This is a genomic window from Mesorhizobium sp. YC-39, from assembly GCF_025753795.1.
Lineage (GTDB): Bacteria > Pseudomonadota > Alphaproteobacteria > Rhizobiales > Rhizobiaceae > Mesorhizobium.
On record NZ_JAOWPS010000004.1, the window covers coordinates 86,915 to 112,372 of the forward strand.

Annotated in this window: 23 protein-coding genes; 11 read left to right on the plus strand and 12 right to left on the minus strand. The window is 61.2% G+C overall.

Annotated elements, in window-relative coordinates:
* Window positions 1-61: 61 nt before the first annotated feature.
* The 5 genes from OHD62_RS21775 to OHD62_RS21795 all read right to left on the minus strand — a co-directional run bounded on the left by OHD62_RS21775 (window position 62) and on the right by OHD62_RS21795 (window position 5,652).
* Window positions 62-790 carry an SDR family oxidoreductase gene (locus tag OHD62_RS21775; RefSeq protein WP_263786978.1) on the minus strand — a complete coding sequence of 243 codons (729 nt, stop codon included), beginning with the start codon at window positions 788-790 and terminating at the stop codon, window positions 62-64.
* Window positions 787-2,100: a D-tagatose-bisphosphate aldolase, class II, non-catalytic subunit gene (locus tag OHD62_RS21780; RefSeq protein WP_263786979.1), complete on the minus strand. Its 1,314-nt coding sequence runs from the start codon at window positions 2,098-2,100 to the stop codon at window positions 787-789. The genes OHD62_RS21775 and OHD62_RS21780 overlap by 4 nt, the downstream gene beginning before the upstream one ends.
* The gene (locus OHD62_RS21785; RefSeq protein WP_263786981.1) at window positions 2,097-3,098 is read right to left on the minus strand and encodes a sugar kinase; all 1,002 of its coding nucleotides are present in this window, start codon (window positions 3,096-3,098) and stop codon (window positions 2,097-2,099) included. The genes OHD62_RS21780 and OHD62_RS21785 overlap by 4 nt, the downstream gene beginning before the upstream one ends.
* A 249-nt stretch (window positions 3,099-3,347) precedes the next feature.
* Window positions 3,348-4,580, minus strand: coding sequence for an ROK family transcriptional regulator (locus tag OHD62_RS21790; protein WP_263786982.1), 1,233 nt, complete (start codon window positions 4,578-4,580; stop codon window positions 3,348-3,350).
* A gap of 187 nt (window positions 4,581-4,767) precedes the next feature.
* Entirely contained in the window at window positions 4,768-5,652 is an 885-nt protein-coding gene (locus OHD62_RS21795) for a sugar phosphate isomerase/epimerase family protein (RefSeq protein WP_263786983.1), read from the minus strand.
* Window positions 5,653-6,150: 498 nt separating this feature from the next.
* Here OHD62_RS21795 and OHD62_RS21800 point away from each other — a divergent pair, with 498 nt between their 5' ends.
* The 7 genes from OHD62_RS21800 to OHD62_RS21830 all read left to right on the plus strand — a co-directional run bounded on the left by OHD62_RS21800 (window position 6,151) and on the right by OHD62_RS21830 (window position 13,078).
* Complete coding sequence (locus OHD62_RS21800; protein WP_263786984.1) at window positions 6,151-7,104, plus strand: AraC family transcriptional regulator; 954 nt, start codon at window positions 6,151-6,153, stop codon at window positions 7,102-7,104.
* A gap of 337 nt (window positions 7,105-7,441) precedes the next feature.
* Window positions 7,442-8,857 (plus strand): extracellular solute-binding protein, encoded by a 1,416-nt coding sequence (locus OHD62_RS21805; protein ID WP_263788506.1) that lies wholly within the window; start codon window positions 7,442-7,444, stop codon window positions 8,855-8,857.
* Between the two features lie 111 nt (window positions 8,858-8,968).
* Complete coding sequence (locus tag OHD62_RS21810; RefSeq protein ID WP_263786985.1) at window positions 8,969-9,850, plus strand: carbohydrate ABC transporter permease; 882 nt, start codon at window positions 8,969-8,971, stop codon at window positions 9,848-9,850.
* Entirely contained in the window at window positions 9,850-10,686 is an 837-nt protein-coding gene (locus OHD62_RS21815) for a carbohydrate ABC transporter permease (protein ID WP_263786987.1), read from the plus strand. Before OHD62_RS21810 ends, OHD62_RS21815 begins: the two co-directional genes overlap by 1 nt.
* A 4-nt stretch (window positions 10,687-10,690) precedes the next feature.
* Complete coding sequence (locus OHD62_RS21820) at window positions 10,691-10,930, plus strand: DUF2160 family membrane protein (RefSeq protein WP_263786989.1); 240 nt, start codon at window positions 10,691-10,693, stop codon at window positions 10,928-10,930.
* Between the two features lie 33 nt (window positions 10,931-10,963).
* Window positions 10,964-12,007, plus strand: coding sequence for an NAD(P)-dependent alcohol dehydrogenase (locus tag OHD62_RS21825; RefSeq protein WP_263786991.1), 1,044 nt, complete (start codon window positions 10,964-10,966; stop codon window positions 12,005-12,007).
* Window positions 12,008-12,019: 12 nt separating this feature from the next.
* Window positions 12,020-13,078 (plus strand): ABC transporter ATP-binding protein, encoded by a 1,059-nt coding sequence (locus OHD62_RS21830; RefSeq protein ID WP_263786992.1) that lies wholly within the window; start codon window positions 12,020-12,022, stop codon window positions 13,076-13,078.
* 149 nt (window positions 13,079-13,227) lie between these two features.
* Here the strand turns inward: OHD62_RS21830 and OHD62_RS21835 are convergent, their stop codons facing one another.
* The 7 genes from OHD62_RS21835 to OHD62_RS21865 all read right to left on the minus strand — a co-directional run bounded on the left by OHD62_RS21835 (window position 13,228) and on the right by OHD62_RS21865 (window position 20,433).
* Window positions 13,228-13,533, minus strand: a complete 306-nt coding sequence (locus tag OHD62_RS21835; protein ID WP_263786993.1) for a hypothetical protein — start codon at window positions 13,531-13,533, stop codon at window positions 13,228-13,230.
* A gap of 218 nt (window positions 13,534-13,751) precedes the next feature.
* Window positions 13,752-14,780, minus strand: a complete 1,029-nt coding sequence (locus tag OHD62_RS21840) for a hydroxyacid dehydrogenase (protein WP_263786996.1) — start codon at window positions 14,778-14,780, stop codon at window positions 13,752-13,754.
* A gap of 150 nt (window positions 14,781-14,930) precedes the next feature.
* Window positions 14,931-15,725 (minus strand): N-acyl homoserine lactonase family protein, encoded by a 795-nt coding sequence (locus OHD62_RS21845; protein WP_263786998.1) that lies wholly within the window; start codon window positions 15,723-15,725, stop codon window positions 14,931-14,933.
* A 2-nt stretch (window positions 15,726-15,727) separates the two neighbouring features.
* Entirely contained in the window at window positions 15,728-16,651 is a 924-nt protein-coding gene (locus OHD62_RS21850; protein WP_263786999.1) for an NAD(P)-dependent oxidoreductase, read from the minus strand.
* A 67-nt stretch (window positions 16,652-16,718) separates the two neighbouring features.
* Window positions 16,719-18,632 carry a (Fe-S)-binding protein gene (locus OHD62_RS21855; RefSeq protein WP_263787000.1) on the minus strand — a complete coding sequence of 638 codons (1,914 nt, stop codon included), beginning with the start codon at window positions 18,630-18,632 and terminating at the stop codon, window positions 16,719-16,721.
* Between the two features lie 49 nt (window positions 18,633-18,681).
* On the minus strand, window positions 18,682-19,650 hold the full coding sequence (locus OHD62_RS21860; RefSeq protein ID WP_263787001.1) for an electron transfer flavoprotein subunit alpha/FixB family protein: 969 nt from the start codon (window positions 19,648-19,650) through the stop codon (window positions 18,682-18,684).
* A 3-nt stretch (window positions 19,651-19,653) separates the two neighbouring features.
* The gene (locus OHD62_RS21865; protein WP_263787003.1) at window positions 19,654-20,433 is read right to left on the minus strand and encodes an electron transfer flavoprotein subunit beta/FixA family protein; all 780 of its coding nucleotides are present in this window, start codon (window positions 20,431-20,433) and stop codon (window positions 19,654-19,656) included.
* A 257-nt stretch (window positions 20,434-20,690) separates the two neighbouring features.
* On the opposite strand from OHD62_RS21865, the gene OHD62_RS21870 reads away from it, so the two are divergent.
* The 4 genes from OHD62_RS21870 to OHD62_RS21885 all read left to right on the plus strand — a co-directional run bounded on the left by OHD62_RS21870 (window position 20,691) and on the right by OHD62_RS21885 (window position 25,434).
* Window positions 20,691-21,902: a substrate-binding domain-containing protein gene (locus tag OHD62_RS21870; protein WP_263787004.1), complete on the plus strand. Its 1,212-nt coding sequence runs from the start codon at window positions 20,691-20,693 to the stop codon at window positions 21,900-21,902.
* 72 nt (window positions 21,903-21,974) lie between these two features.
* Window positions 21,975-23,516: a sugar ABC transporter ATP-binding protein gene (locus OHD62_RS21875; RefSeq protein ID WP_263787006.1), complete on the plus strand. Its 1,542-nt coding sequence runs from the start codon at window positions 21,975-21,977 to the stop codon at window positions 23,514-23,516.
* The gene (locus OHD62_RS21880; protein ID WP_263787007.1) at window positions 23,513-24,463 is read left to right on the plus strand and encodes an ABC transporter permease; all 951 of its coding nucleotides are present in this window, start codon (window positions 23,513-23,515) and stop codon (window positions 24,461-24,463) included. Before OHD62_RS21875 ends, OHD62_RS21880 begins: the two co-directional genes overlap by 4 nt.
* Window positions 24,464-24,465: 2 nt before the next feature.
* The gene (locus OHD62_RS21885) at window positions 24,466-25,434 is read left to right on the plus strand and encodes an ABC transporter permease (protein WP_263787009.1); all 969 of its coding nucleotides are present in this window, start codon (window positions 24,466-24,468) and stop codon (window positions 25,432-25,434) included.
* Window positions 25,435-25,458: the final 24 nt, after the last annotated feature.

The following is a 25,458-nucleotide window of genomic DNA, read 5'->3' on the forward strand; positions in this document are numbered from 1 at the left end:
GGACTCGTCGGCTGGAGGCGTTTGGAGAAGTCCTGGGAATCCCCCGCCGATATGCTGCGTTTCAGATGTCGAAGTTGGCCGGCAGAATGACGATGTCTCTGATCGTCACCGTGCGCGGCCGTGTCAACATGAACAGCAGGACTTCGGCGATTTCCTTTGGATCGAACAGATTTCCCGACGCCATCGCCCGGTCGAGATTCTCCTTCGGCCAGTTGGCGACGAGAGGCGTCAGCACCGGCCCAGGGGCGATCGCGCCGACACGGATGCCGTGTTTGGCGACCTGGCGCCTCAGCGCGTGGACGAACGCCTGAACCGCGTGCTTGGAAGCGGTGTAGATCGGCTCCCATGGCACCGCGGTGTGCCCGGCGACGGAGCTGGTGACGACAATGTCTCCCGTGCCCCGCTCGATCATGTGTGGCAGGACCGCATGGACCGTCCGGAATACGGCATTGACGTTCAGGTCCAGCATCCGGTCAAAGGCGTCCGGATCGCCATCGATGAAATCGCCGCCGATATAGGCGCCGGCATTGGCATGGAAGGCGTCGAGGTGACCGACCTTGTCCAGAATGCCCGGCATCATGCCTGCCACGCTTTCCGGATCGGTAAGGTCCACTCTCAAGGGAATTGCATTCTCGCCGAGCTCAGCAGCCAGGCTGCGCAGTTTGTCATCCGCATAGTCGATCAGGACCACGCGTGCACCCGCATCGAGACAACCGTGCACACAAGCAAGGCCGATACCCGATGCCGCGCCCGTGATTGCGATGACCTTTCCAGAGAGTTGTCCGCTCATCCTCGTCCTCCGTCGGTCCGTTTGCTTTCGGTGTTGGGCGCCTCGCCCGTGCAGGCGAGGCGGTATTCGTCCAGGCTGAGCTGGATCGAGGCGATCAGCAACGAGGTCGGCTCGAGCGGTTTGCCTGCAAACGCCTCGAATGCGGGCAGATGCTGTCGGAACAGTGTGAGTGGCACCGTCTTGCCGCGCAGGGTCGCGGTCAGGCTCGCAACCGCTGCTTCCGCTTCCGGCTGGTTCCAGTAATAGCGGATGCGGTCCGAGAAAGAGTAGTGACGCTGCAGGCGCTGTTCGGCTTGCGAGCCGTGATAGTGGCCTTGCCAATTACCGGGTTCGGCCAGCATCAACCGTTCCATGGCCTGATAGAGCGGACGGGCTCCGTAGTGCGGCAAAAGATCGGTCGCGATAAGGTCCAGCCCGTAGAGCGCCTCGCGCATGACGAAGGTCAATTCCGGCCCTACTTTGAGGATCGGAAAGCCGTCCTCGACCAACTGGCGCAAGGATGTCCGTCCCTGGTAGTCGGTTGAGTGCGCCTCGAAGACAAGGCCCGGCTCCTGCTCAAGCAGTAGTGTCAGCCCGCGTGCCTTGGCGGGATCGTAGAGGACTACATTCTCATTGCCGAACTCCACGCCTGGCTGCACCACCAGCGCGATGACGCGTGAGAACGCATCAGCCAAGCCTTGGTTGAGGAACAAGTCGCGATGAACATCGATCGTATGCGTCGCCGCCGCCATGCTGGTTGGCTCGATGTCGCTGATCGCATGGTTGGCGCCGCCGGGCGCCGGCACTTCGGTGCCGATGATATAGACCGGCGCCTCGCCTCCAGCGGCGCGTGCCGCGCGCTCCGCCGCCTTGGCCAGCCGCGCCGCACGCTCCGCCGTCGTAGCGTCGTCGAGTGCTGCAGGCTCGCCGGCGCATCCCATCGAAGCATCGAGGTGGATTTTTCGGAAGCCGGCAGACACGTATGCCGTGACCATCTCTTCCGCCTTCGCCATCGCTGCGGCTGCATGTTCCCTGCGCCACGGATTTGGCCCTAGGTGATCGCCACCGAAGATGATCCTTTCGGTCGGAAGCCCTTCTTCCGCCGCTATGCGCTGGACGAGACGAACAAAATCGCCGGGCAGCATTCCGGTGTAGCCACCGAACTGGTTGACCTGGTTGCAGGTTGCCTCGATCACCAGCGTGTCGGAGAAGCGTGCGGCGTTGCGCGTTGCCGCCCGGATGACCAATGGATGTGCCGAGCAGACCGACGTGACGCCTATCGGTGAACCCTTGCGCCGCGCCGCCGCCAGGCTTCTGAGGAGATCGGTCATGGCAGGCTTCTCGGGGTCGCGGCGATGAATTCGTCAAGCTGCGAGCGTGAGGCAGCACCTTCCATTGGACCTTGGAAAGTGACGTTGCGAGCGCCTGCTGCATTGGCATATTCCAGAGCCTTGAACACAGGCATGCCAAGGCGCCGGCACGCGACATAGGCGCCGCCGAAGCAGTCGCCGGCGCCCGTCGGATCGACCTCCGTAACCTTGAATGCCGAACAATCGACACGTGAGCCGCCGGCGCCGAAGAATGTTGATCCCTGTTCGCCGCGTTTGAGAGCTATCTCCGACACGCCGCGAGCCAAGAGCGCGGCGACCGCGGCGGATTCACCATCAACTCCAGCTGCCGTGAACAATTCGTCGCCCGAGGGCAGGATAAGGTCGGCGACATCCACAAGCCTGGCGAAGCGTTCCTGCGTTTGCCCGAGCCCAAGCAATTCCTTGCGCAAATTAGGGTCGAGTGAAACGGAACCACCCCGCTGCCTAATGACACCGATGGCGTAATCCATCATCTCCCAGACTCCCGGGATGGCAAAGGCGGTGCCCATGACATGGAGGTGTCCAGCCCGCGCGAAGAGCGCCTTTGCCTCAGCCGTCAGGCTCACCAGCGCGGCCGCGGATTTTCCGATGTTGTAGACGAAGTCGCGCGAGCCGTCGTCGCGATAACGAACAAATGCGCTTCCGGTCGGATAATCCGGACTGACCGAGATGGCCGATACATCCGCGCCGTCGGACCGAAGTCGTTCGATGTTGATGCGGCCGAAATCATCATCGCCGACCGAGGCGACAATTGCCGCCTGGCCGCCGATCTTCGCGCATTGATCGATGAAAATCGCCGGAGCGCCGCTGGGGTAGGGGCCGATGAGTTCGATCGGTTCGAGGAACCCGTCGCCACGGCTTTTCGCCATGATCTCCACCAGGATCTCACCGATGACGACGGTCGGCCCCAGTGCGTCCGCTGCGAGCCTGGTCTGATCTGAAATCGCATTCACGGGCATTGCATGGCTCGGCTATTGGGCACTTATGGTATCGGAACGCGCGCTTGCCGCAGGTTTCGCGGCGGGCGCTCGCTGATCCTGTCCGGCAGCGAACGACAGCCTGAGACGGCCACGATCAGGAATGCGCGATTTGCTCCTCCAAAAAGCACACTATGGGTGTTTGTAGTTTAATGCAACATATTAACCGGCCGAGACTATGCGGCTAAGCTCCCATAGTGAAGTCGCGGCCAAAAGCGGCCTTGCACAATATCAGCCTTCGTCTTCCTCCGGCTCTTCGAGTTCCGCCGCTTCACCAGCGAAACGCTGGCTCTCCAGAGACAAATAGCGCTGGTGCAGCATGCAGGCCGCACCGAAGGCGGAGCCGACAGTTCCTTCATCGTTCACTGTGATTGATGGGACCGGGAAACTGGATTCCTGTGTTGCGTGGATATGTGCAGCCACCCTGGCAGCCATCAGGGGATAGAGTGCCGCGACCGAACCACCCAGCACGATCTGGTCGGCGTCGATGATGCGGCAAGCCTGCACAAGGCCCATAGCCAAAGCCTTCGCCCACTGCTCGGCAATAGACACGGCGCTGGGCAGCCGGTCCTGGACATCAGCAAGGAAGTTGCCGAATGTCGGATGATCGAGGGTGGAGGTCTTGCGGTACTCCCCCATGATGTTTTCCAGGCCGATCAGTTGTTCCAGATTGCGGCGCGGGCCTGGCGCGTCGCTGATAATCAAGTGCCCGATCTCGCCCGCCAGCCCGTTGGCGCCGCGAAAAAGACTGCCGTCAATGATGATGCCGCCGCCGATGCCACTCTCCATGACGAGAAACAGCGTCACGCCTGAATGCACCTCGCTACGCCCGTAGGTCGCGCCGATGGCGAACGCGTTGGCATCGTTCTCGGCAAGGACTGGAACGCGCAGCGGCAAGGCGTTTCTCACCAACTCCGCGAGATGAACATTTCGCCAGCCGAGAAGCGGCGCCAGGCGGACCAGGCCATGCTTGTCCATCTGTGCCGGAGTCGATACGCCAAAGCCTTCGCATCGCTCCAGTTTCGACGCCGGAATGGACTGGAGAGCCATATTGACCGCGCGATCGACCGCGGCCTCGACGCTGATCGAGGGCCCATCGAACGGTTCCACATTCGTCGAAACGATGTTGGTGCCAAGATCGATCTCGACCGTGCTGATGTGTTCGACACCGATCTCGACCCCAAGGAAAAATATGGCATCCGGCACGAGTTCGAGCATGATGCCGGGGCGACCGACCCGGGCATAGCCCGGTTGTTCAGGCGAATCCTCGATTGCTTCGCGCACCAGGCCATCGGCCGTCAGGCTGGCGATGATATGCCCCGACGAAGAGCGGTTAAGACGCAATTTGCGTGCAAGTTCGGCCCGACTGAGACGCCCAAACTGATGCAGGGCCCTGAGAGCCGCGACTTCATTGCTTTGTCGGATTCTGCGATGCGAACTGGCGGTCAGCGCCGGGTCATTCACGTAGGTCTCTCCAGGCTACCTGCGATCCGCCGGTCGAAAGCCACCGCAAGCCCTCATTTGGTACACGCCGCTCAAGCGTGCGGCAACTGGCGCAGTCTTTTCGAAAATACATCCCATGAAGCCTCCGCGGAGCAGGGGGCGCCTTAGGCAGAGATCCGCACTGTCGCACAGTCGAACTGCCCCTCGGCTATGGACGAGCATTCGTCGTTCGCCGACGAACCGCCTCTTCCATTTTCAGGTCGATGAAGGCCTTGGCATGCTTTGCCAGCGGCATGTTGTCGGTCCAGGTATCGCGCCAGATAGCGCATGCCAGTGAAAGGCCCTCATCGACCACCGCGCTGGAGAACGATTCGAAGGTGATGTCGCGCTCGTAGCCGATGTCGAGCAAGGCATCGAAGATGCGATCGAAGTCGATCACCCCGTCGCCGAGATAGCCGCGATTGCTTTCGCCAATGTGAAAATAGCCAATCTTGTCGCCGGCCAAACGGATGGCAGCCGCTGGATTCGCTTCCTCGATGTTCATGTGAAACGTGTCGAGATGGAGCGTGACGTAATCGGAGCCGGTCGCCTTGATGAAGTCGAGGCCCTGAGCCGTCGTGTTCAAGAGATTCGTCTCGAACCTGTTGACGACCTCCAGGACCAGATCGACCTTGGCCTTCTTTGCTGCTTCGGCCGTTCTGGCGATGGCTGCAACGCTATTCTTGCGGCCGCGATCGCTTGGCATGGTCGAATATTTCGTATGGGCGGAATAGAGAATGCCGCCAAGCTTGGTGCCGCCGATATCGCGAACCGCCGCGACAGCGCCCGCCAGCAATTCCTCGCCGGCCTTGACGACGGCGGCATCCTCGCTCGACACATCGGCGGTCAAGGGAAGGCCCATCGTGACGGCGATTTCGAGGCCAAGCGCCTGAGCCTTCCTGGCGAGGCGGTCGAGGTCGAACTTTTCGGGTCGAAGATACGCGAACTCGATCAGCCGGTAACCGCACGCGGCCGAATTCTCCATTGCCTCTTCGAGCATGGCTTGGGTTCCGCCGCCGGTCCAAACGAATGAATGAATGCCCAATCTGCGCATGCGGACCTCCTCCTAGACGCAATCTATCTCCCAGACGCAATCTATGTTGCGTATCACAACAAAATATCCAAGCATGCTTTATGTCAAGGTCGTACGAAACATGAAATAGTTCGACGGAATTTGCCGCCTGAACAAAAATGATTGACAGCTTAACGGAAACCCCTAATTTGTCTCGTTACGCAACATATAAGTTTGGCAAAAGCACCAGACGCAGAGGAGGAGGACCATCGAGCCGCGCCTGGATGCGCGGTACTTCGGTTTATGTTTCGCCCTATGACATCGTTCTGTGTACTTGTTCGGTGGCCTGGGCGCGCTGAATGATCCACAGCGCTATGACCGTTGGCCACCGTCCGGTAATGACGGTTTTCGGAACTCCGGGCAAATGGGCGAAGGAGGCGTTGGCCTACCACCGGGGGTAGAAGCCTTTGCAGGTTTGCGGGCGGCGGCGGATCAAAGGGAGTGAAGCCGGTCGCTGCGTTATCGGGAAGGAGCCACTCAATGAAGCCCGCTCAGAAGATCGTTCCGGACTTCGAAATGATCATATGTCCGCCGGCGGAGTCGTTTCGCTGGAACATGCATGACTATCCATTTTTCAAGGCCAAGTGGCATTATCACCCGGAATACGAGTTGCACCTGACGCGAACGACTTCGGGCGTCATGATGGTGGGAGATCATATCGGCAAGTTCGATCCAGGGTGCCTGGTCCTGACCGGGCCGAACGTCCCGCACAATTGGGTCAGCGATATTGAACCGGGGAAGCTGGTTCGCAATCGCGACATGCTGATCCAGTTCAGCCGCGAATGGGCCGATCGTGTCACCGGCTTCTGTCCCGAACTCGGAACCATCCGGCCGCTCTACGATGACGCCGTCTACGGAGTAGAGTTTCGCGGTGACACCGCTCTCGCTGGGCAGCGGCTGCTCGCACAGATCGGCGCTGCCCATGGTGCCGAGCGTGTTGTGCTGTTTCTGCAATTGATGATCACACTGGCCCGCAATCCCGGCGACCGCCGCAGGCTTTCGCGGCTGGCACCCACCTCCGCGCAGGCGGAATTGCCGCCGGAACTGGACGTGGCAATGCGCTATGTCCTCGACCACTACAGCGACGATATCGACCTGCCGTTCGTTGCAAGGCTCTGCGACCTGGAACCGCAAGCATTTTCACGCTTCTTCAAGCGCCAGACTGGCCATACCTTTGCCCGCTACGTCATTATCGCGCGCATATATGCTGCCTGCTCACTGCTGACGCAGACTTATCGGCCGATTACCGACATCTGCTTCGAAGTCGGGTTCAACAACATCGCCAATTTCAACAGGCAGTTTTTCAAGGTCTGTGGGCGCACGCCATCGGACTACCGGCGCAGTGCCCACAAGATCGGGACTGAGGCGCGCGCCGATCCGTTCAGGGAAATCCGCACCTGGTCAGGCGCACGCGCAGTCGGCGAAAAAGTATAGGTCGCCTGCAAACCACGCGTGGCAGGGGGGATGTTCCCCGCACTAAGTTTGTAGGAATGCCCACGGGAGCGAGGCCGCAGAAGACACCTGACTCTGCGAAGGCAGAACAAAATCTCGAACGCCGGAGGATCCGTGTTGCCGAGCTTTCATCTCTCAGGCACCGGTCGGGAGAGGAGGTATTTGGCGGGAACCGCAGCCGCCCTTTCATTGTGTTGAGGATGCTGTGTCGAGGCAACCGCTATCAGGAGGGATGGCGAGTGGCGCCCCGATCGGCTGGTCGGAGGCGACGACAATCAATGTTTTGTTGGAGGAGTGAAAAATGAAACATGAAATCAGAATGGGCCTTGCCGCATTGGCAGTGGGGCTATTGACCAGCGTGATGCCTGCCAAGGCTGATTTCTGGTCGGACGCCGGCGCTAAATACAAGGGTGTTACGCTGCACGGCGTGACTGAAAGCACCCCACCTTCGAATTACATCAAGGACGTTCTTGCCCCCGCTTTCGAGAAGGCGACCGGCATCAAGGTGGAAATCGAGACCACGTCCTGGGACCAGATGTACGACAAGGCGATCAAGGACATGGAAGCCAAGACCGGCATCTATGACATGGTCTATATCGAGCAGGACATCATCTACGCCTACCTGGCCCGGGACTTCCTGGTCGACATCACGAAATCCCTCAAGGACGATCCGTCGCTGAAAGCGCCGGACTACGATGAGACGCATTTCACGACATTTGCGAATTATTTCAAAAATGCCGACGGCGATCTTTTCGGCATTCCGATGGAAGCTTTCATCAAGCTCTATCTGTACCGGACCGATCTCTTCAACGATCCGGCGATCAAGGAAGCCTTCAAGAAGGAAACCGGCAAAGACCTGGTGCCGGCAAAGACCCATGAGGAATATACGCAGATCGCGGAATTCTTCACCAAATGGGGCAAGGATCACAATCTGGAACTGTGGGGCACCACCGCGCAGGCGCATACCGGCCACCCCGCTTCATGGTATGAGTTCTTCGAGTCCGTGGCGCCTACTTTCGGCGTCTACAACTGGGGCATCGACGCTTCGAAAAACTACTCGGCGTCGGTCGCCAATGGCGGCACGATGAACAGCGACAAGGCAAAGGCAGCGCTCAAATACTGGCTGCATCTGCGCGACATCGCTCCGCCGGAATCCCCGGCCAGCACCTGGACCGAAGTTGCCACCACCTTCGCGGCGGGCCGCGCGGCACAGGGACTGGTCTATGGCGAGAACGCGGCATGGATTGCCGCCGACGCGGAGAAATCGAAGGTCGTGGGCAATGTCGGCGTTGCGCTGCCGCCGCTGGAGCCGGGCGTCATGGAGGATGCAGAGGCCGGCAAGGGCTATATCGGCTATTATGACGGCGGCGCCTTCGGCCTTCCGATCACCTCGAAGAACAAGGAAGCGTCGCTGCTGTTCCTGCAGTATATCGGCCAGGATTCGGTCCAGGGCGATTGGGCGGTGGCCGCACCCCGCATCACCAACACGGCAACCTACGACGATCCGAAAGTCATAGAGATGGATAAGAAGCTCAACGGCTACTACACCATGCTCAAGAACGACGGAAAGCTGTTTGCCGGCGCTCCGCCCTACCCGTTCCACGCGCAGGTGCGTGAAGCAACGGCGCCGATCTTCTACAAGATCCTGTTGGGCGAGGTCTCGTCCGACGATGGGCTCGACCAGATGGCTGCCGCTGCCGAGGCGGAACTGACGAATCTCGGCTACCGCAAGTAGCGGAGCGAACCCAGATCTCGGGCCGCCATGAAGCGGCGGCCCGAATACGCTTTTTGCCGCTTCACGACATTCCCGGGAATATCGTGAAGCGCCTTTTCTGGGAGTGATTTCATGCGATCAAACAGAGTGGGATGGCTGCTGCTCGCCCCAACGATTGCGATCCTGGGGATCTTCGGCATCGTCCCTTTTCTGTACGTGCTCTATGTGGCCTTCCACCAGTGGAACCCGTTCGGTGCAAATCCCTATATGATCTACAATGGCGCTAACAATTTCCGCCGCCTCGTGTTTGACAACGAGTTCCTTACCTCCATCGCGTTCACGCTGAAATTTGCCTTCTTCGCCGTTCTGAGCGAGGTCATCCTTGGCTACTTTCTGGCCCAGCTGTTCATGAAGGAGTTTCCTGGCCGAGGTCTGTTCCGCACGATCCACACCTTGCCGCTGATCGTGGCGCCGATCGTCGTCGGATCGGTCTGGCGGCTGATGATGACGCCCAGCATCGGCATTGTCCCGTACCTCCTGAAATCCTGGTTCGGCTACGACCTCAATATCGGTCGTGACGCCACCATGGCCTTTGCGCTGACCGTCATCATGGATATCTGGCACTGGACGCCACTGGTGACGCTGACGCTGCTTGCAGCACTCGTCTCGCTGCCCAAGGAGCCGTTCGAGCAGGCCCAGATCGACGGCGCCAACCGGTGGCAGATATTCTGGCACGTCACCTTGCCGATGATCCGCCCGGCGATCCTGGCGACAGTCTTCATTCGCCTCATGGATGCGCTGCGGACCGTCGACGAAGTGTGGATGCTGACCGGCGGCGGCCCAGGTGCGGCGACACGATATCTCGGCCTGCACATCTGGAAGATCGTGTTTCCCAAGACCGACTACGGCTACGGCTCTGCCACTTCGGTCATCGTCCTGTACCTCACTCTGGTGATGTGCTGGCTGCTTTACGTCGCCCTTGTCGCCCGCCGCGACCAGAAGAGAGCTTCCTGATGCGCGCCAACCGCCCGGTTCTTTCCATACTGCTGTGGACCTTGCTTAGCCTGGTGACGCTGTTTCCGATCTATTGGCTGTTCGTGATCTCGGTAAAGCCGGCCGTCGAGTTGTTCACCACGCCAAGCGTGCTGCTCGAAACCGTCTACTGGAAGAACTATGTCAAGGTTCTCGGCGACGACACGCTGCGCCGCTACATGTTCAACTCCATCGTGATCTCGACCGGCAATGCGGTGCTGGTGACCGTTCTGGCGTTCATGGCCTGCTACGCCCTGTCGCGCTTCGATCTGGCCGGAAAGGAAAACATCTTCTTCTGGACGATCACCAACCGCATGGCGCCAGCAGCCGTCTTCCTGCTGCCGTTCTTCCTGCTCTTCACGCAGGTCTTCGTCATCGGGGAGTGGAAGCTCTACGACACGCGCACAGGCATGATCCTGCTCTACTGCACCTTCAATCTGCCTTTCGCCATCTGGACACTCAGGCCGACGATCGACGCAATTCCCAAGGAATTGGACGAGGCCGCAACCGTCGACGGCGCCACGACGTGGCAAGTGATCCGCGAAGTGATCTTTCCGCTTGCGCGGCCCGGCCTTGCCGTCACCCTGATCCTGACCTGGGTGTTCGCCTGGAACGAGTTCCTGCTCGCCGCGACGCTCACCAGCTTCAATGCGCGCACCATCACCACCGGCCTGTCGGAGTATGTCACGACGACCGGAACCGAATGGGGCACGATGGCGTCCATTGCGATCATCACGCTCATCCCGGCCCTGTTGATCTTCTCGGTCGTCCAGCGGCACATCGTGGCCGGTCTGACCTTTGGCGCGGTCAAGGAGTAATGCCATGGAGCATATGATCGACCTCGATGAGGTGGATGACGAAGCCAGCACCATCGTCGCGAGCCAGCAACGCACAGGGTTCCTGCCGATCGTGACCAACTGGTTCGACCGGGTTTTTGTCGGCATCTATCTGTTCGTTGCGCTCGAATTGTTCTGGATGCGGTTCCTCGAACAGTCGATCCCATTGTCGGTCTGCCATGTCCTGGCGATCGCATTGGGTGTGCTGATCGTTTGGCGTGGCTAGCGCGGAACGCTGATCGAGAGAAGAGGACGGCTCATGAAGTCATTGGTGCTGGAAGAAAAGATGAAACTGTCGCTGCGGGATTTCCCGATCGAGCGCGAGGAGGTGCTCGGCGTCCGCGATGTGCGCATCAAGTTACACACTGTCGGCATCTGCGGCTCGGATGTGCACTACTATACCCATGGTGGCGCCGGCATCTTCCAGGTGAAGGCGCCGATGATCCTCGGTCATGAGGCGTCAGGCATTGTCGTGGAGACCGGTGCGGAGGTGACGTCACTGACGGTCGGCGACCGGGTGTGCATGGAGCCGGGCATTCCCGACCCGAACAGCCGCGCGACGCGCCTGGGCCTGTACAATGTCGATCCGGCTGTCCGTTTTTGGGCGACGCCGCCGATCCACGGTGTCCTGCGGCCGACCGTTGTCCATCCGGAGAATTTCACTTTCAAGCTCCCCGACAACGTCTCGTTCGCGGAAGCCGCCATGGTCGAGCCACTCGCAGTCGGCGTCCATGCCGCCACCAAGGCGCAGGTGAAGCCGGGCGACATCGCCCTGGTGATGGGCGCCGGGCCGATCGGCCTGGTCACGGCGCTGTCCGCACTGGCGGCGGGCTGCGCCCGGGTCTTCGTATCTGATATCGACGACACCAAGCTCGAGCTCGCAGCGAGGCTCGGCCCCATCACGCCGATCAATGTCGCGCGTCAGGATGTGGCCAAGGAAATTCTCGCCGCAACCGATGGCTGGGGCGTGGAGATCGTGTTCGAATGCTCGGGCAGCCCACGCGCCGCGGCAGGCATTTTCGATCCGCTCTGTCCGGCTGGCCGGGTGGTGTTCATCGGCGTGCAGATGCATGACATCAACTACGATGTCGGCAAGGCGATGGTGCGCGAAGCGCGCGTCGAGCACGTGTTCCGCTATGCGCATGTTTTCCCGCGCTGCGTTGCCATGCTGTCTTCAGGCGCGATTGACGTGAAGCCGCTGATCACGCGCACGTTCGAGTTCGAAGACAGCGTTCGAGCGTTTGAAATCGCCGCATCCGCCCCAAAAGGCGAAGTGAAGATGCAGATTGCCTTGCCGCAATAGAGGGGATGCGAGTTGGCTGAAGTCACCGTCAGGAACATCGTCAAGCGTTATGGAAGCGTCCAGGTCATTCATGGTGTGAATGTCGACATCGCCGATGGCGAGTTCGTCATCCTTGTCGGCCCGTCGGGCTGTGGCAAATCCACGTTGCTGCGCATGATCGCCGGTCTCGAAGCCATATCGGGCGGCGAGATCAGCATCGGCGGCCGGGTGGTGAACGATGTCCTGCCGAAAGACCGCGACATAGCCATGGTGTTCCAGAACTATGCGCTCTATCCGCACAAGAACGTCGCCGACAATATGGGCTTCTCGCTCAAGATCAAGGGCAGGCCGAAGGCCGAGATCGAAGCCAAGGTGAAGAAGGCGGCCGAAATCCTCGACCTGGGCAAGCTGCTCGACCGGTTTCCCAAACAGCTGTCCGGCGGACAGCGCCAGCGCGTGGCCATGGGGCGCGCCATTGTGCGCGATCCGCAAGTCTTCCTGTTCGACGAGCCGCTGTCGAACCTCGACGCCAAGCTGCGCGTTGCAATGCGGGTCGAGATCAAGGAACTGCATCAGCGCCTCGGCACGACGATCGTCTATGTCACCCATGATCAGATCGAGGCGATGACGATGGCCGACAAGATCGTGGTAATGCGGGATGGCAAGGTCGAACAGGTCGGCGCACCGCTCGATCTTTACGACAATCCGGGCAATGTCTTCGTCGCCGGTTTCATCGGCTCGCCGGCCATGAATTTCATCAAAGGCAAGATCGGTTCGAAGGACGGCAGGCAGGTCTTTGTCTCGGACACCGGATCCGTGCTGCCGGTCGAGGCGGGCGCCCTGGATGGCCAGCCGGTCATCTACGGCATACGCCCCGAGCATATCGACATTGCGCCCGACGGCCTGCCGGCAACGGTTTCGGTGCTGGAGCCGACCGGCTCCGAGACGCAGATCTTCGCCAAGTTTGGCGAAGACGCCATTGACGCCATCGTCAAGGATCGGCTCACCGTCCGTCCCGGTGAAGAAGTAAGGCTGAAGATCGATCCGCGCCGCGTCCACATCTTTGACAGGCAAAGCGGAGCGCGCCTGTGACCCGGCGGGAAGTTCGCCCGTTGAGACGCAGTCGGGTCGCGCAATCCGGCGGCTGGAGGATCGCCCGCGCCGCGCTCCGCTAAGCTCGGTGTAATTTCCAGCCTGAAAAAACGCCCCGCGAGCGGGACCGTTCAGGCAGAGCGTGCTGACTACTTGCTGCCGCCATTCTGCTTGACGCTGCTGCAGAACTCCGGATGGCTGTTGGTTGCGTTTGCATCCTTGGCTTCGTCCTCGCAGGCGGCCATCATCGCCGTCTGGTCGTCAGGCGACAGCGCTTTCCAAGCCTTCACGAAATCGTCGTTACCGACCACCGTCTTCATGCTTGAGTCCGTGTAGAAGGGCTGCATCTTGGCCGGGTCGTCGAGTGCGGACGTGCCTGTGTCTCCAGCGGCCAAGGCCGAACCCGCAACCATCGAAAACGCCATGGCGCCGAAACAAATCATCTTGATGTTCATAATATAATCCTCCTGTTGCTTTGGGATCGTTCAAGCAACGATCATTTTCGGAAACGGCAGGATCGGATGAAAGTTCCGGTTTGTTGCGCGAAATGGCCTAGTTCGAGTAAAATATTCTCGAATAAAGCTTGAAACTTTTTTCGCTTTTTCTCGTTTGCGCCGGAGAATGCTGACTTCGGGCCGAATTGTCTGAAACGTATCGCCTGCGCCTTCAACGATCAGTTCTTGTCGACCGGCTTCGAGCGCATCCGCGATACAGTCTCGCGTTCTGCCCGCTTGGAGCGCATCGGCGGCAGGCCGCGGTCGATCAGGTCCATGTCTTCGAGTACCATGTCGCCCATGCGCTTGAAGGCGATGTCGAGCGCGCCGGCCCGGTGGGCGGAGCGCAGGAAGCCGGGTAGCGTGCGCACCGGATGGTCCTTGGCCAGTGGCTCCTCTGGGAAGACATCGCTGGCGGCGACGATGTGGCCGCTGCGAACAGCGTCCACCAGCGCCGAGAAATCGACGACACCGGCTCTGCTGAGCAGGATAAAGGCCGCTCCTTTGCGCATTTTCGCGAAGGCTTCCGCGCCAAGAAATCCCTGGTTCTCGCTGGTCACGGAAGCGACGACGAAAACGAAATCGCTCTCCGACAGGACCGTATCGAGCGAAGCCGGTTCGACACCGTTCTCAAGAAGGATCGACGGCGGCAGCCAGGGATCGAACACTTTGGTGCGCGTGCGAAACCCCGACAGCAGCCGGTTGAGCGCGCGGCCGAGATCGCCGAAGCCGATGATACCGACATCGGCGCCGGAGAGCAGCCGCGCCGTCTTGTTGCCATCGCCGCCCCATAGCTCCTTGCCCTGCCGAAAAGCGAGGTCGGCATCGACGATGCCGCGGGCGAGGTTGAGCGCCATGGCGAGGCCGAGCTCTGCCACCGGTTCGGCGAAGACCAGGCCGGTGGTGACGACATGGATGCCGCGCGCAAACAGCGTCTCGTAGGGCATGTTGTTGATCAGGTTGCTCTCGACATTGAAGACACAGCGCAGCGCCTTCATCCTGTCCAGCATTTCGGGTGCGATCGGTGGCTGGCCGACAATGTAGCGTGCCTCGGCAAGCACATCTGTCGGCAGCGCCGCGACGCCCTCGGGCGTCGTTTCGACGATGCGATATTTCGCCCTGAAGCGCGCCAGCTGCGGCGACGTGAAAATGAGGTCGAGCGTGCGTGGTTCCGGCGCGCTGATGACCAGCGGCAATGAATGCGACATTTCTCCTCCTGCGCCGAAATCGGGGTATCCGTGCAAAATCTGACTATTCGATGATTGAACGGTTTACCAGTGGTGCCGCAGGCGCTGAGGAATGCCTGCCGATGGGAGGAATGATGGCATCTGCCGCCAGTGCGCGGATCGCTCTCAACGTCATCCGAGAGGGTGCGCGAGCGCGACGATGTCCTCGACATTCTGGTGAGAGCGCGCGAAACGCTTGAGCACGAGCGGATCGTGTCCCGGAACGATATGAGCGGGTGAGCTTGCAAGCTTCCTCATCCGCTCCACGCCTGAGATCACGTCGCTCAGCCGGTCGAAGACGGGAAAAGGCTTCTCGCGTTCCATATTGGCATAGAAGTGAGCGGCGTCGGAGGCGATCACCACCGCGCCGTTGTCGGTTTCGACGCGGACCACTTGCAGCCCGCGCGAATGGCCGCCGACCTTGTGCAGGGTGATGCCGGGCGCGATTTCCGATTCCGGATCGTGGAAGCAGACCTTCTTGTTGTAGACGCGTCGCACCATGGTGGTGACATCCTCGACTTCGAACGGATGGCTCATCGCGTGATGGCACATGCAGCGGCCGGTTGCGAATTCCATCTCCGCATCCTGCAGGTGGAAGGTCGCGTTCGGAAACAGGTGATGGTTGCCGCAATGGTCGTAGTGCATGTGCGAAATGATCACGTCGCTGACGGCGGCATGGTCGATGCCGATGGCGGCGAGGCCTTTGTCTACCGGCCTGACCACGCTGCGGCCACGCTTGTCGCCGGTCGGCTTGTCGAAGCCGGTGTCGACGATGAAGGTGCGCTTCTCGCCGACGATCGCCCAGACGAAGTAGTCCAGCGGCATGGCAACGTCATGCGTGTCGCCGCCAAGGAAATTTTCGTTCGACCGGCGCTCGAAATGGCCGTAGCGCACGGCATGGATTTCATAGCGTGCGGCGTTGCCCATCGTCAGCTCGCTTCGGCAACGCTAGGGGTCTCGGCCGAGCCGACTTGCACATGCGCCCATGTTTCGACCGTCTTCACCATGCAGGTGAAATCGGAATCAGGCCCGTAGAGCTGGTTGGTTACGCTCAGCAACTGGCGGACCGCACTGCCCACCACCATCGGCACGCCCATCGCCTCGGCCTCGTCGACGCAAAGCCGCACGTCCTTGAAGGACAGACCCGTCGCGAAACCGAAATCGAACGTGCGCGGCAGCACGGATTTTGGAAATTTGTCCTCGGTCGCGCTGTTGCGGCCGCTTGATGCGTTGATGACGTCAAGCATGACCTTGGGGTCGAGGCCGGCCTTGACCCCCATGACGACCGCTTCGGAGGAGACAGCGAGTGCCGCGGCGGCAAGCAGGTTGTTGGCAAGCTTCATGGTCTGCGCGGCGCCCTGAACCTCGCCCATGAAGAAGACTTTGCCGAAGTTCTCGATTACGGGCCTTGCCGTCTCGACGGCCGCTTTCGGACCCGACACCATCACCGCGAGCGTACCATTGCGGGCGCCCTTCAAGCCGCCGCTGACCGGCGCGTCGATCATGGCGATGTTCTTTGGCGCAAGGCCTTCGGCAACCCTGGCGGCGGTACGCGGGCCGGTCGTCGATATGTCGATGAAGATCCGAACCGATCTGCCCTCGGCGATACCGGCTTCACCGAGCACGACCTTTTCGAGGATCTGGGGACTGGGCAGGCTGGCAAAGACGATCTCGGCACTATCGGCAACCTCCTTTGCGTTGGCTGCAGCCCTTGCGCCCGCCTTGACCAGTTCCTCGACCGCCTTGGTATCGAGGTCATGAACCGTCACATCGTAGCCGGCCTGGATGAGACGGCTCGCCATCGGCGTGCCCATTTTTCCGATACCAACAAAGCCGATTTTCATGGTCGACATGGTCGCTCACTCCTCGTTCGGTGCACATTTCCCATAGCGTCTATCTCGATCTCGCGGATTGCATTCATCAGATGATATCCACACCCGAGGTCACGGGTTCGCGCGGCGGAGGTGTCCGCGGCACGAGAAGTTCCGCAATGTCCAGGACCTTTAATTTATCCGCCACGCCAAGCGCGTCGATGGCTGCGGTGTACATCACCTTGTCCTTCGGGCAGGCCACGACGAAATAATCGATATCGCCAAGGCTCAGCGCTTCGCGGATACGGTTCTCGCTCGGCCGCTCGGTGACGCCATCGTCGCCTTGCCAGATGCGGCCGCCGCCGGCGCCGCAGCAGAAGGAATTCTCCCGGCAGCGCGGCATGTCGTGAAGCGTGTAGCCGGCCGCCCGGATCAGGTCGCGTGGCGCGTCGAAGCCGCCATTGTAGCGCCCGAGGTAACAGGGATCGTGATAGGTGACCTTGCCGCCATCGACCGCGACAAGGTCGAGTTTTCCCGCCTTGATGAGTTCGGCGAGCAAGGCGGTATAGTGCAAGACCTCAAATGCCGCGCCGAAATGTCGATAGTCGTTCTTGAGCGCATTCAGGCTATGTGGATCGGTGGTCATGATGCGGTTGAAGGTGCATTCCCCGATCGCATCGATGTTGGACTGTGCCAGTGTCTCGAACAGACCTTCTTCGCCGGCGCGCCGCACATCATTGCCGCTGTTACGCTCGGCGTCGAAGAGAATGCCGAAATCGACACCTGCCGCGCTCAGCAACTCGGCAACCTTGCGGGTGATTTCCTGAACGCGCGGATCGTAGGAGGCGTAATCGCCGACGAACCACAGAACATCGACGGGTTCGCTGCGTGCATCCTTGACGGGAAAGCCAAGTTCCCCGGTCCAGCGGGCCCGCATCTTGGATGGCTTGCCCATGGAGTTGCCAAGCCGAGTGAGGTTGGAAAGCGCATCCTGCAAACCCGGACTGACACGGCCTTCGTCGACCAGGTGGCGGCGCATGTCGATGATCTTCGGCAGATGCTCGATCTCGACCGGACACTCTTCCATGCAGGCGCGGCAGGTCGTGCAGGCCCACAGCGTCGCTTCCGAAATGATGCCGCCGACCAGTGGAGGCGCCGACGGTCCTGCGGCCAGCGCGTCGCGCATGTCGGTGATCAGCATTTTGGGACTGAGCGGCAGGCCTGCGGCATAGGCCGGGCAGACCGCCTGGCAGCGGCCGCATTCGGTGCAGGAGAGAAGGTCGAGCTGCTGTTTCCAGTCGAACTGGGCGAGGGTGTCGACGCCAGGGTTTTCGCGCTCACGCGGCACCGCCGGCGCGGTGCCGCGCGGTTCGAGATTGCGAAAATAGATGTTCGGTGCGGCAAGGAACATGTGCCGATGCTTGGAGCCGGGAATATAGACGAGAAAGGCAAGGATGGCGCCAACATGCAGCCAGTAGCAGATCTCCTGCGTCTCCTGCGCCGGCACACCGGCGCGGCCGAGCAGACCGGCAAGCACGGAGGCGACTGGCCGCCACGAACCGTCGGCGCCGCCCAGAATGCGCGCCGCCGCTTCAAACAGCAGCGAGGCCACGATCAGCACGATCAGCACATAGATGATCGCCGCGTCGCTGCCGCTCGATCCCTTGAACCGTGCCGGCCTCAGGACATAACGCTGGTAGAGTGCAAGCCCGACGCCGACCAGCATCAGGACCGCGAAAGTATCCTGCAGGATGGCGATCCAGGTCTCGCCGCCGACGGGTGTGAGCGAAAATCCCGGAAACAGACGCGAGCCGAAAGCCTCTATCGTCGCGGTGAACAGGACGAAGAAGGAAATGAAGATGATCGCGTGCAGCACGCCGGCGAGCGGCTTGCGCAGCATCTTCCTGTGCAGGCCGATGGCGGTTGCCACGCCCTCCAGGCGTCGCATCGGCCGATCGAAACGGGCAGCCTTCGGCGCATTGGCGAGCGCGGACACGTAGTGGCGCGCGCGCCAGCCTGTCATTGCGATTGCCGAAGCCAGTATTATCCAGAGCGCCAGGGTTGATGCCATCTCAACGGCCCGGGGGCGCCTGCAGCCTGTCGCTCAGACTCGCCACGAGATCGAATAGGTCGCAGGTTGCGCCGTAGTGAGCAACGTTGAAGATGGGAGCCTTCGGATCGGTGTTGACCGCGATGATCAGATCGGCATGCGACATGCCCTCGAGATGCTCGGGCGCGCCGGAGACACCGAGCGCCAGATAAAGCTTCGGCTTGACCTTCTGGCCGGATTTGCCGACCTGGCGCAGCTTCGGCAACCAGCCATTGTCGACCACGGGGCGGCTGCCGGCGATCTCGGCGCCGAGGATCGTCGCCAGATCGCGGGCAATGTCGATGCTCGCCTCGTCGCCGATGCCGCGACCCACGCAGACGATCCTTTCGGCGGTCGTCAGGTCGACATCGGCATAGTCGGGCACATCGATGGCCACCATCTTCACCTTGGCGCTTTCGATGGCAGTCTTGGCATCGATCTGCTGTATCTTGGTGGCGTCAATCGGGCTTGGCACGGCCTCCGCAAAGGCTCCCGGATTGACCATCAGGACCGCGGGAAGCTTCACCACGCATTCGGCAAGGACCTTGCCGCCATACATCTGTGCGACGACTGTCAGGGTCTCGCCATCCCGCTTGATTTCATTGACATAAGACAGGAGCGGCCAGCCGGTTCGCGCGGCGATGTCGGCCGCGACATCCAGCCCGTTCGCCGAGTAAGGCACCAGCACCAGATCGGGCTGTTCGGCCGTGACGGCATCGCGCAACAGGCGCGCATAGGTTTCGGCAGGGATCAGATCGGATCCGGCGGCATCGGCGACGATCATCCTGTCGGCCGCTCCAAAGGAAGCCGCTGCCGCCTTAGCGGCCTGGCCGGCGAAGAAGGCAACCACCTCGTCGCCGGCCGCTGCCACGGAACGCGCAGCGGCGATCATTTCGAGGGAGAAGGCTTCGATCTTGTCGGAGCGGCCTTCCGTGCAAGCTATCATCTTCATGGCTTACTTCCTTGCCAGACCGTTGGCGGTCAGACCGTTGACTGCCAGGATAGTGACCAGTCGATCGGCGACATTCTCGGCGTCGTTGCCGAGGTCTTCACCCGAGCCGCCCTGCGCCGGCAGGCGAAGTTCACGAATCTCGGCCGAACGCTCGAAGCCGGACGGCTCGAGCGCGGCGCGACCGATCGGGGTCTTGGAGGCTTCGCGCAGCTTGCTACCTGAGACGTAGCGCGGCGCCTTGGAGGCGGTCTGCACGCCGAGCACCGCAGGCAAGGTCATCTCGTAGGTCACGGCGACGCCGGCGCCACGCTCTTGCGTAACCCGCAATCCTGCGCCGTCGGCGACAACCCGATTGGTGCCGGAGACATGCGGCCAGTCGAGCATCGCGCCGACATAGGGTGCGAGCTGGCCGAAGACATCCTCGGTCGACTGCACGCCGCAGAGAATAAGATCGGCGGATTTGTCGCGCGCCGTCGCCGCGATCGTGGCGGCTATGGTGCGCGAGGAGATCATGGCATCATCCTCGGCTTGAAGGGCGATGACTTCGTCGGCGCCTCGGGCGGCGGCCATTTGCAGCACCCGGTTGGCGCCTTCGCCAATGGCAACCGCCGTCACCGTCGCGCCGCCTGCTTCCTTGAGCAAAATCGCTTCTTCGAGTGCGTGATCGTCGAAATCGTTGAGCTGGAAATCCAACCACTCACGATCGATGCCGCGCCCGTCCTCGGCAAGCTGAAGCTCGCCGGCAGAATCCGGAATCATGCGCAGGACAACGAGAATATTCACGGCCTCTCCTCCGACGGAACGCACCTCAAGCGCCCGGCACCCGTTTTAGATCGTATTTTCAATCCTTCCCAACGGGCAAAAATGTAATAGCAGCTATTACAAGACCGAAGGTTGACCTTTCCCGGCTATCAATTGTTAATTTGAACCCAATCGTAATCAATCCGCAATGTTCTGAACGGGAGGAGATTCAGGATAATACTTCTGTTTGTCTCAGAATAATTATCAATATTCTATCGAATGTTCAGGAGGAGGAACGAATGTCAGTAAAGAGCATACTAGATCAAAAGATTTCGCGTAAGAGCTTCATCCGCGGCATGCCGGCTGTGGCTGCAGCCATCGCCGCGGCGCCAGCCATCCAGATCGCCCAGACCAGTGCCGCCGTCGCCGCAGAGCCGGAAACCAAGCCGGGCTACTACGGCGCGCCGCGCACCTGGATGTGGAATCCCAATGCCAATACGATGGTCGACACGTCGAAGTGGAAGAAGGACGGTCCCTATACGATCGGCTTCTCCAACGCCTCGATTTCGAATGCCTGGCGCGTCGCCTTCCAGCACGGCGTCCTCTGGTCCGCAGGCCAGCATCGCGACGAGATCGCCCATCTGCTGGTCACCGACGCCAATGACGATCCTTCCAAGCAGATCGCAGACATCCAGGATCTGATCAGCCAGGGCGTCGACATCCTGCTTATCGCGGCTTCGACCGAAGACGCGCTCGATTCCGTGGTCGGCCGCGCCATGGAACAGGATATTCCCGTCGTCATGGTCGACCGCAAGGTGAAGACGGCGTCGAACTACATCACCTACGTCACCGCGTCCGATTGGGCGCTGGGTCGCCTCGAGGCTCAGTGGCTGTGCGAGACATTGGGCGGCAAGGGCAATATCGTCATGCTGCCCGGCATTGCCGGTTCGAGCGTGGCGGAAATCCGCATCAAGGCGAACGAGGAAGTGTTCTCGAAATTCCCTGAAATCAAAGTGCTGGAGAAGCAGTATTGCGACTGGAATCCGGCCACCGGAAAATCGGTCATGGCGGCGCTGATCCAGAAGCATGGCAAGAACATCAACGGCGTGCTCGCTGACAGCGCGCTTCAGGGTTATGGCGCTATCGAGGCGTTTCTTGATGCCGGCTACAAGGCCGGTGAATTTCCGCCGATGACTGGCGGCGACGTTGCCCGGATGTATCAGCTGGCCAACCAGCACAACATCAAGATGGTCGGCATCGACTATCCGACATCGATGGGCATCACCGGCATCGAGACAGCACTCGACGTGCTCAAGGGCATTTCGGTCCCGGACAAGGTTGAGGTCAGCTTCCAGGTCGTTACGTCGCCTGGTGCCGATACTGTCTCGGTCAAGGGCGACAGGCATCTGCTCGACCACGTCAGCATGGACGATCCGGGCGATCTGTCGCCAAGCAACGGGCTGCCCGCCGGCTATAATCCGAGCACATTCAATCCCGACTATCCGAAGTAGCCTCCCAAGCGACCCGGTGCGCGCCATTATGGGCGCGCACCGGACGTGAATTGAACAGTTCGAGCGGCGGATATGTCAGCGTCTGTTATTGAGCTCAGCCAGATCGAGAAGGACTATCCTGGAGTCAAACCCCTGGACAAGGTCGATTTCGCCGTGCTGCCAGGCGAGATCCACGCACTTCTGGGCGAAAACGGCGCTGGAAAGTCGACGCTGATCCGCGTCATGGGCGGCGTGACCAAACCGAATTCCGGCACCATCACCTATCTCGGCAAGCCGGTTTCCTGGCAGTCGCCGAAGGCGGCGCGCGCTGCCGGCATCCACGTCATCCACCAGGAGCTGGCGCTTTTTCCCGAGCTTTCGGTCGCCGAGAACATTCTGGTGGATGCCCAGCCCCGCGGCCTGCTGGGGCTCATATCGAATCGCGCCCGCCACGCCCGCGCGGCTGAAATCCTCGCACAGCTCGGCGTCGATATTCCAACCCACGCCAAGATCGACGAATTGCCGCTTGCCGACCAGCAGATGGTCGAGATCGCGAAAGCCCTGGTCGGCGAGGTGCGGCTTCTCATCCTGGACGAGCCGACAGCGGTCATCGCTGGCCGCGAGGTCGATCTTCTGTTCGAGAATATGCGCAGACTGCGCGACGAAGGCGTCGGCATCGTCTATGTCTCCCATCGGCTCGAGGAGATCTTCGAGATCGCCGACAGGGTGACGATCCTCAAGGACGGCCAGCTCGTCGGCACGAGCCCGGTAAGCGCGCTCACGCGCGAAGAGATGATCACCAGAATGGTCGGTCGCCGGCTCAGCCAGATCTATCCGCCGCGGCGTCCCGCGCCGGCGGACGGTCCGGATGTGCTCACCGTTCGCAATCTCAAGGCAGGCCCGCGCGTCCGCGATGTCAGCCTCAACGTCAGGGTTGGCGAAATCGTCGGCGTGGCCGGCATGGTCGGCTCGGGACGCACGGAGGTTGCCGAGGCCATCTTCGGCACGCGCGCCGTCGATAGCGGCGTGATCGAATTCGATGGCAAGCCATTCGAGAGAAAGCTTCCGAAGGGTTCGATCGGCCATGGCCTCGGTTTTCTGACCGAGAGCCGCAAGGATGACGGCCTGTTCCTCGGCCTGCCGGTTTCCGCCAACATCGTGGCGCCCGATCTCGACGCCATAACGAAACGCGGGCTGATCGACCGTAAGCAGGAACGTGCGGTGGCCACGCGGCAGATCCAGGATTTTTCGGTCGCGACACCGTCGCCTGACGTAAAGATCGGCAATCTCTCTGGAGGCAACCAGCAGAAGGTGCTGTTCAGCCGCTGGTCGCGGATCGCCAGCAAGCTGCTCATCCTCGACGAACCGACGCGCGGCGTCGATATCGGGGCCAAGGTGGAGATCTACCGCATCGTACGCCGGCTGGCGGATTCGGGCGTTGGCGTGCTGATGATCAGCTCGGAACTGCCGGAGATCGTCGGTCTCTCCGACAGGGTCTTCGTGATGGCGCAAGGCCATGTCGTCGGCGAAATCAAGGGCGATGCCCTTGGCGAGGAAGCGATCATGGATCTCGCCGTGCGATCGGTCGAGCACCGTAAGGCGGACATGGATCGGCATGCGGAGCCGGTCGGATGAGCGCGATCGCCATGGACATTCGCCGCAACCGGCTGATGCTTTCTTATCTGATCGTGGCAGTGCTGCTGGTGCTGCTCGCCGTCGCCGGCGGCTTGTTGTCCGACCGGTTCCTGACCTGGCGCAACATCGGTAATCTGCTCCAGCAGCTCATCGTGCTCGGCATGGTCAGCCTTGGCCAGACTTTCGTCGTGCTGATGGGTGGTATCGATCTGGCGATCGGCTCGCTGGTCGGCGCGCTCACCGTCTTTCTGGCCAACTTCCTCGAATGGCGCCCCGATCTGGTCTGGCTTGCCTTGCCGCTGGCTTTGATCGCCGCGACCGGGGTCGGCGCGATCAACGGCCTGCTGACCGTCGTGCTGCGCGTCCATCCTCTGATCGTCACGCTCGGCATGTCCTCGATCATCTTCGGCGGCACGCTGATGTACCGCAAGGAGCCGGGCGGCTCGGTGCCGCGCGCCTTCGCTGACATCGCCTATGCAAAGGTCGGCGGCGTTCCGCTCAGCGCCATCGTGCTCGTGGTGATTTTCGCGCTCGCCGGGCTTTGGCTGCAGCGGACGCGCACGGGCCGCAGCATCTACTTCGTCGGCGGCGATCGGGAAGCGGCGCGGCTGAACGGCCTGCCCGTCGACCGGATCGTCGTGCTCGCCTATGCGCTGTCAGGCCTGTGCGCCGGCATAGCGGCGATTTTCCTGACCGCGCGAACCGGCGTCGGCGATCCGCGCATCGGCGCCGCGCTGACGCTGCAGTCGGTGACCCCGGTCGTGGTTGGAGGCACCATTCTGGCCGGGGGCAGGGGCGGCGTGCTTGGCACATTCCTCGGCGTGCTGCTCGTCACCATGCTGAATAGCCTGCTGAATTTCGTGAATGTCTCGTCCTACTACCAGTGGGTCATTCAGGGTCTCATCATCATCATCGCGGTCGGCATCCACAGCGCGAGGCGGAAATAGCGATGACGCCTCTCGATACCCCGATGCAGCGATCGCAAAGCATTTCCATGGCCTCTGTCTTCGAGCGCTACGGACTGGTGATCTTCCTGGTCGCGCTGATGGTTGTTGCGGCTGTCGCTTCACCGACCTTTCTGCGGCCGGCCAATTTGGTCAATGTGCTGACGATAGCCGCACCGCTCGGCATGGTCGTCGTCGGCCAGACCTTTGTCATCCTGGTGCGCGGCCTGGATCTTTCCGTGGCCTCGCTGATGGCGACGGTGGCGGTGCTGGCGACCGCGTTCAAAGCCACGACCAACGAGGCGATCCCGTTGATCTTCATCGCCGCGATCGCCTTGTCGGCCCTGGTCGGCCTGGTCAATGGCTGGCTGGTGGCCAAGCGCAATGTCAGCCCGTTTCTCGCGACACTGGCGATGATGATCATCCTGCAGGGCGCGCGCTTCGCCTACACCGGCGGCGCGCCGATCAGCACGCTGCCGCCCGGCATGGGCTTTCTGGCCTCCGGACGAATCCTTGGCGTTCCCGTCAATCTGATCACGCTGGCATTCCTGGCGACTGCTTTCGGCATCGTGCTGCATCGATCGCGCCTTGGCCGGGAGATATTCATGGTGGGCAGCAATCCGAAAGCCGCGTTTCTGAATGGGGTGGCGCCGGACCGCGTCGTGATCCTCTGCTACGTCATCTGCTCGGTCTGCGCCGGGATAGGCGGGCTCTTTCTGCTCGGCTATGTCGGCACGGTGTCGAACTGGGTCGGCCAGGGCTACGAGCTGGATTCGATCGTCGCGGCGGTGATGGGCGGGGTGGCACTTTCCGGCGGCCGCGGCAATGTCTTCGCCGCTCTGCTCGGCGTCGCCGTGCTGGTCGTGATCAACAATCTGGTGCTGCTGCTCGGTTTTCCGATCGAGATGCAGCTCATCATCAAAGGCATCATCATCATCGGCGCCGCGGCCTTTTACCGGACACGGCTCGCCTGAGCGTCATGCGGTTGATGGACCTCG

Bases quoted from the DNA above. Each gene is read 5' to 3' on its own strand.
- OHD62_RS21775 (WP_263786978.1), bottom strand. From the start codon at position 790: ATGAGCGGACAACTCTCTGGAAAGGTCATCGCAATCACGGGCGCGGCA.
- OHD62_RS21780 (WP_263786979.1), bottom strand. From the start codon at position 2,100: ATGACCGATCTCCTCAGAAGCCTGGCGGCGGCGCGGCGCAAGGGTTCA.
- OHD62_RS21785 (WP_263786981.1), bottom strand. From the start codon at position 3,098: ATGCCCGTGAATGCGATTTCAGATCAGACCAGGCTCGCAGCGGACGCA.
- OHD62_RS21795 (WP_263786983.1), bottom strand. From the start codon at position 5,652: ATGCGCAGATTGGGCATTCATTCATTCGTTTGGACCGGCGGCGGAACC.
- OHD62_RS21800 (WP_263786984.1), top strand. From the start codon at position 6,151: ATGAAGCCCGCTCAGAAGATCGTTCCGGACTTCGAAATGATCATATGT.
- OHD62_RS21805 (WP_263788506.1), top strand. From the start codon at position 7,442: ATGGGCCTTGCCGCATTGGCAGTGGGGCTATTGACCAGCGTGATGCCT.
- OHD62_RS21810 (WP_263786985.1), top strand. From the start codon at position 8,969: ATGCGATCAAACAGAGTGGGATGGCTGCTGCTCGCCCCAACGATTGCG.
- OHD62_RS21815 (WP_263786987.1), top strand. From the start codon at position 9,850: ATGCGCGCCAACCGCCCGGTTCTTTCCATACTGCTGTGGACCTTGCTT.
- OHD62_RS21820 (WP_263786989.1), top strand. From the start codon at position 10,691: ATGGAGCATATGATCGACCTCGATGAGGTGGATGACGAAGCCAGCACC.
- OHD62_RS21825 (WP_263786991.1), top strand. From the start codon at position 10,964: ATGAAGTCATTGGTGCTGGAAGAAAAGATGAAACTGTCGCTGCGGGAT.
- OHD62_RS21835 (WP_263786993.1), bottom strand. From the start codon at position 13,533: ATGAACATCAAGATGATTTGTTTCGGCGCCATGGCGTTTTCGATGGTT.
- OHD62_RS21840 (WP_263786996.1), bottom strand. From the start codon at position 14,780: ATGTCGCATTCATTGCCGCTGGTCATCAGCGCGCCGGAACCACGCACG.
- OHD62_RS21845 (WP_263786998.1), bottom strand. From the start codon at position 15,725: ATGGGCAACGCCGCACGCTATGAAATCCATGCCGTGCGCTACGGCCAT.
- OHD62_RS21850 (WP_263786999.1), bottom strand. From the start codon at position 16,651: ATGTCGACCATGAAAATCGGCTTTGTTGGTATCGGAAAAATGGGCACG.
- OHD62_RS21855 (WP_263787000.1), bottom strand. From the start codon at position 18,632: ATGACAGGCTGGCGCGCGCGCCACTACGTGTCCGCGCTCGCCAATGCG.
- OHD62_RS21860 (WP_263787001.1), bottom strand. From the start codon at position 19,650: ATGAAGATGATAGCTTGCACGGAAGGCCGCTCCGACAAGATCGAAGCC.
- OHD62_RS21870 (WP_263787004.1), top strand. From the start codon at position 20,691: ATGTCAGTAAAGAGCATACTAGATCAAAAGATTTCGCGTAAGAGCTTC.
- OHD62_RS21875 (WP_263787006.1), top strand. From the start codon at position 21,975: ATGTCAGCGTCTGTTATTGAGCTCAGCCAGATCGAGAAGGACTATCCT.
- OHD62_RS21880 (WP_263787007.1), top strand. From the start codon at position 23,513: ATGAGCGCGATCGCCATGGACATTCGCCGCAACCGGCTGATGCTTTCT.
- OHD62_RS21885 (WP_263787009.1), top strand. From the start codon at position 24,466: ATGACGCCTCTCGATACCCCGATGCAGCGATCGCAAAGCATTTCCATG.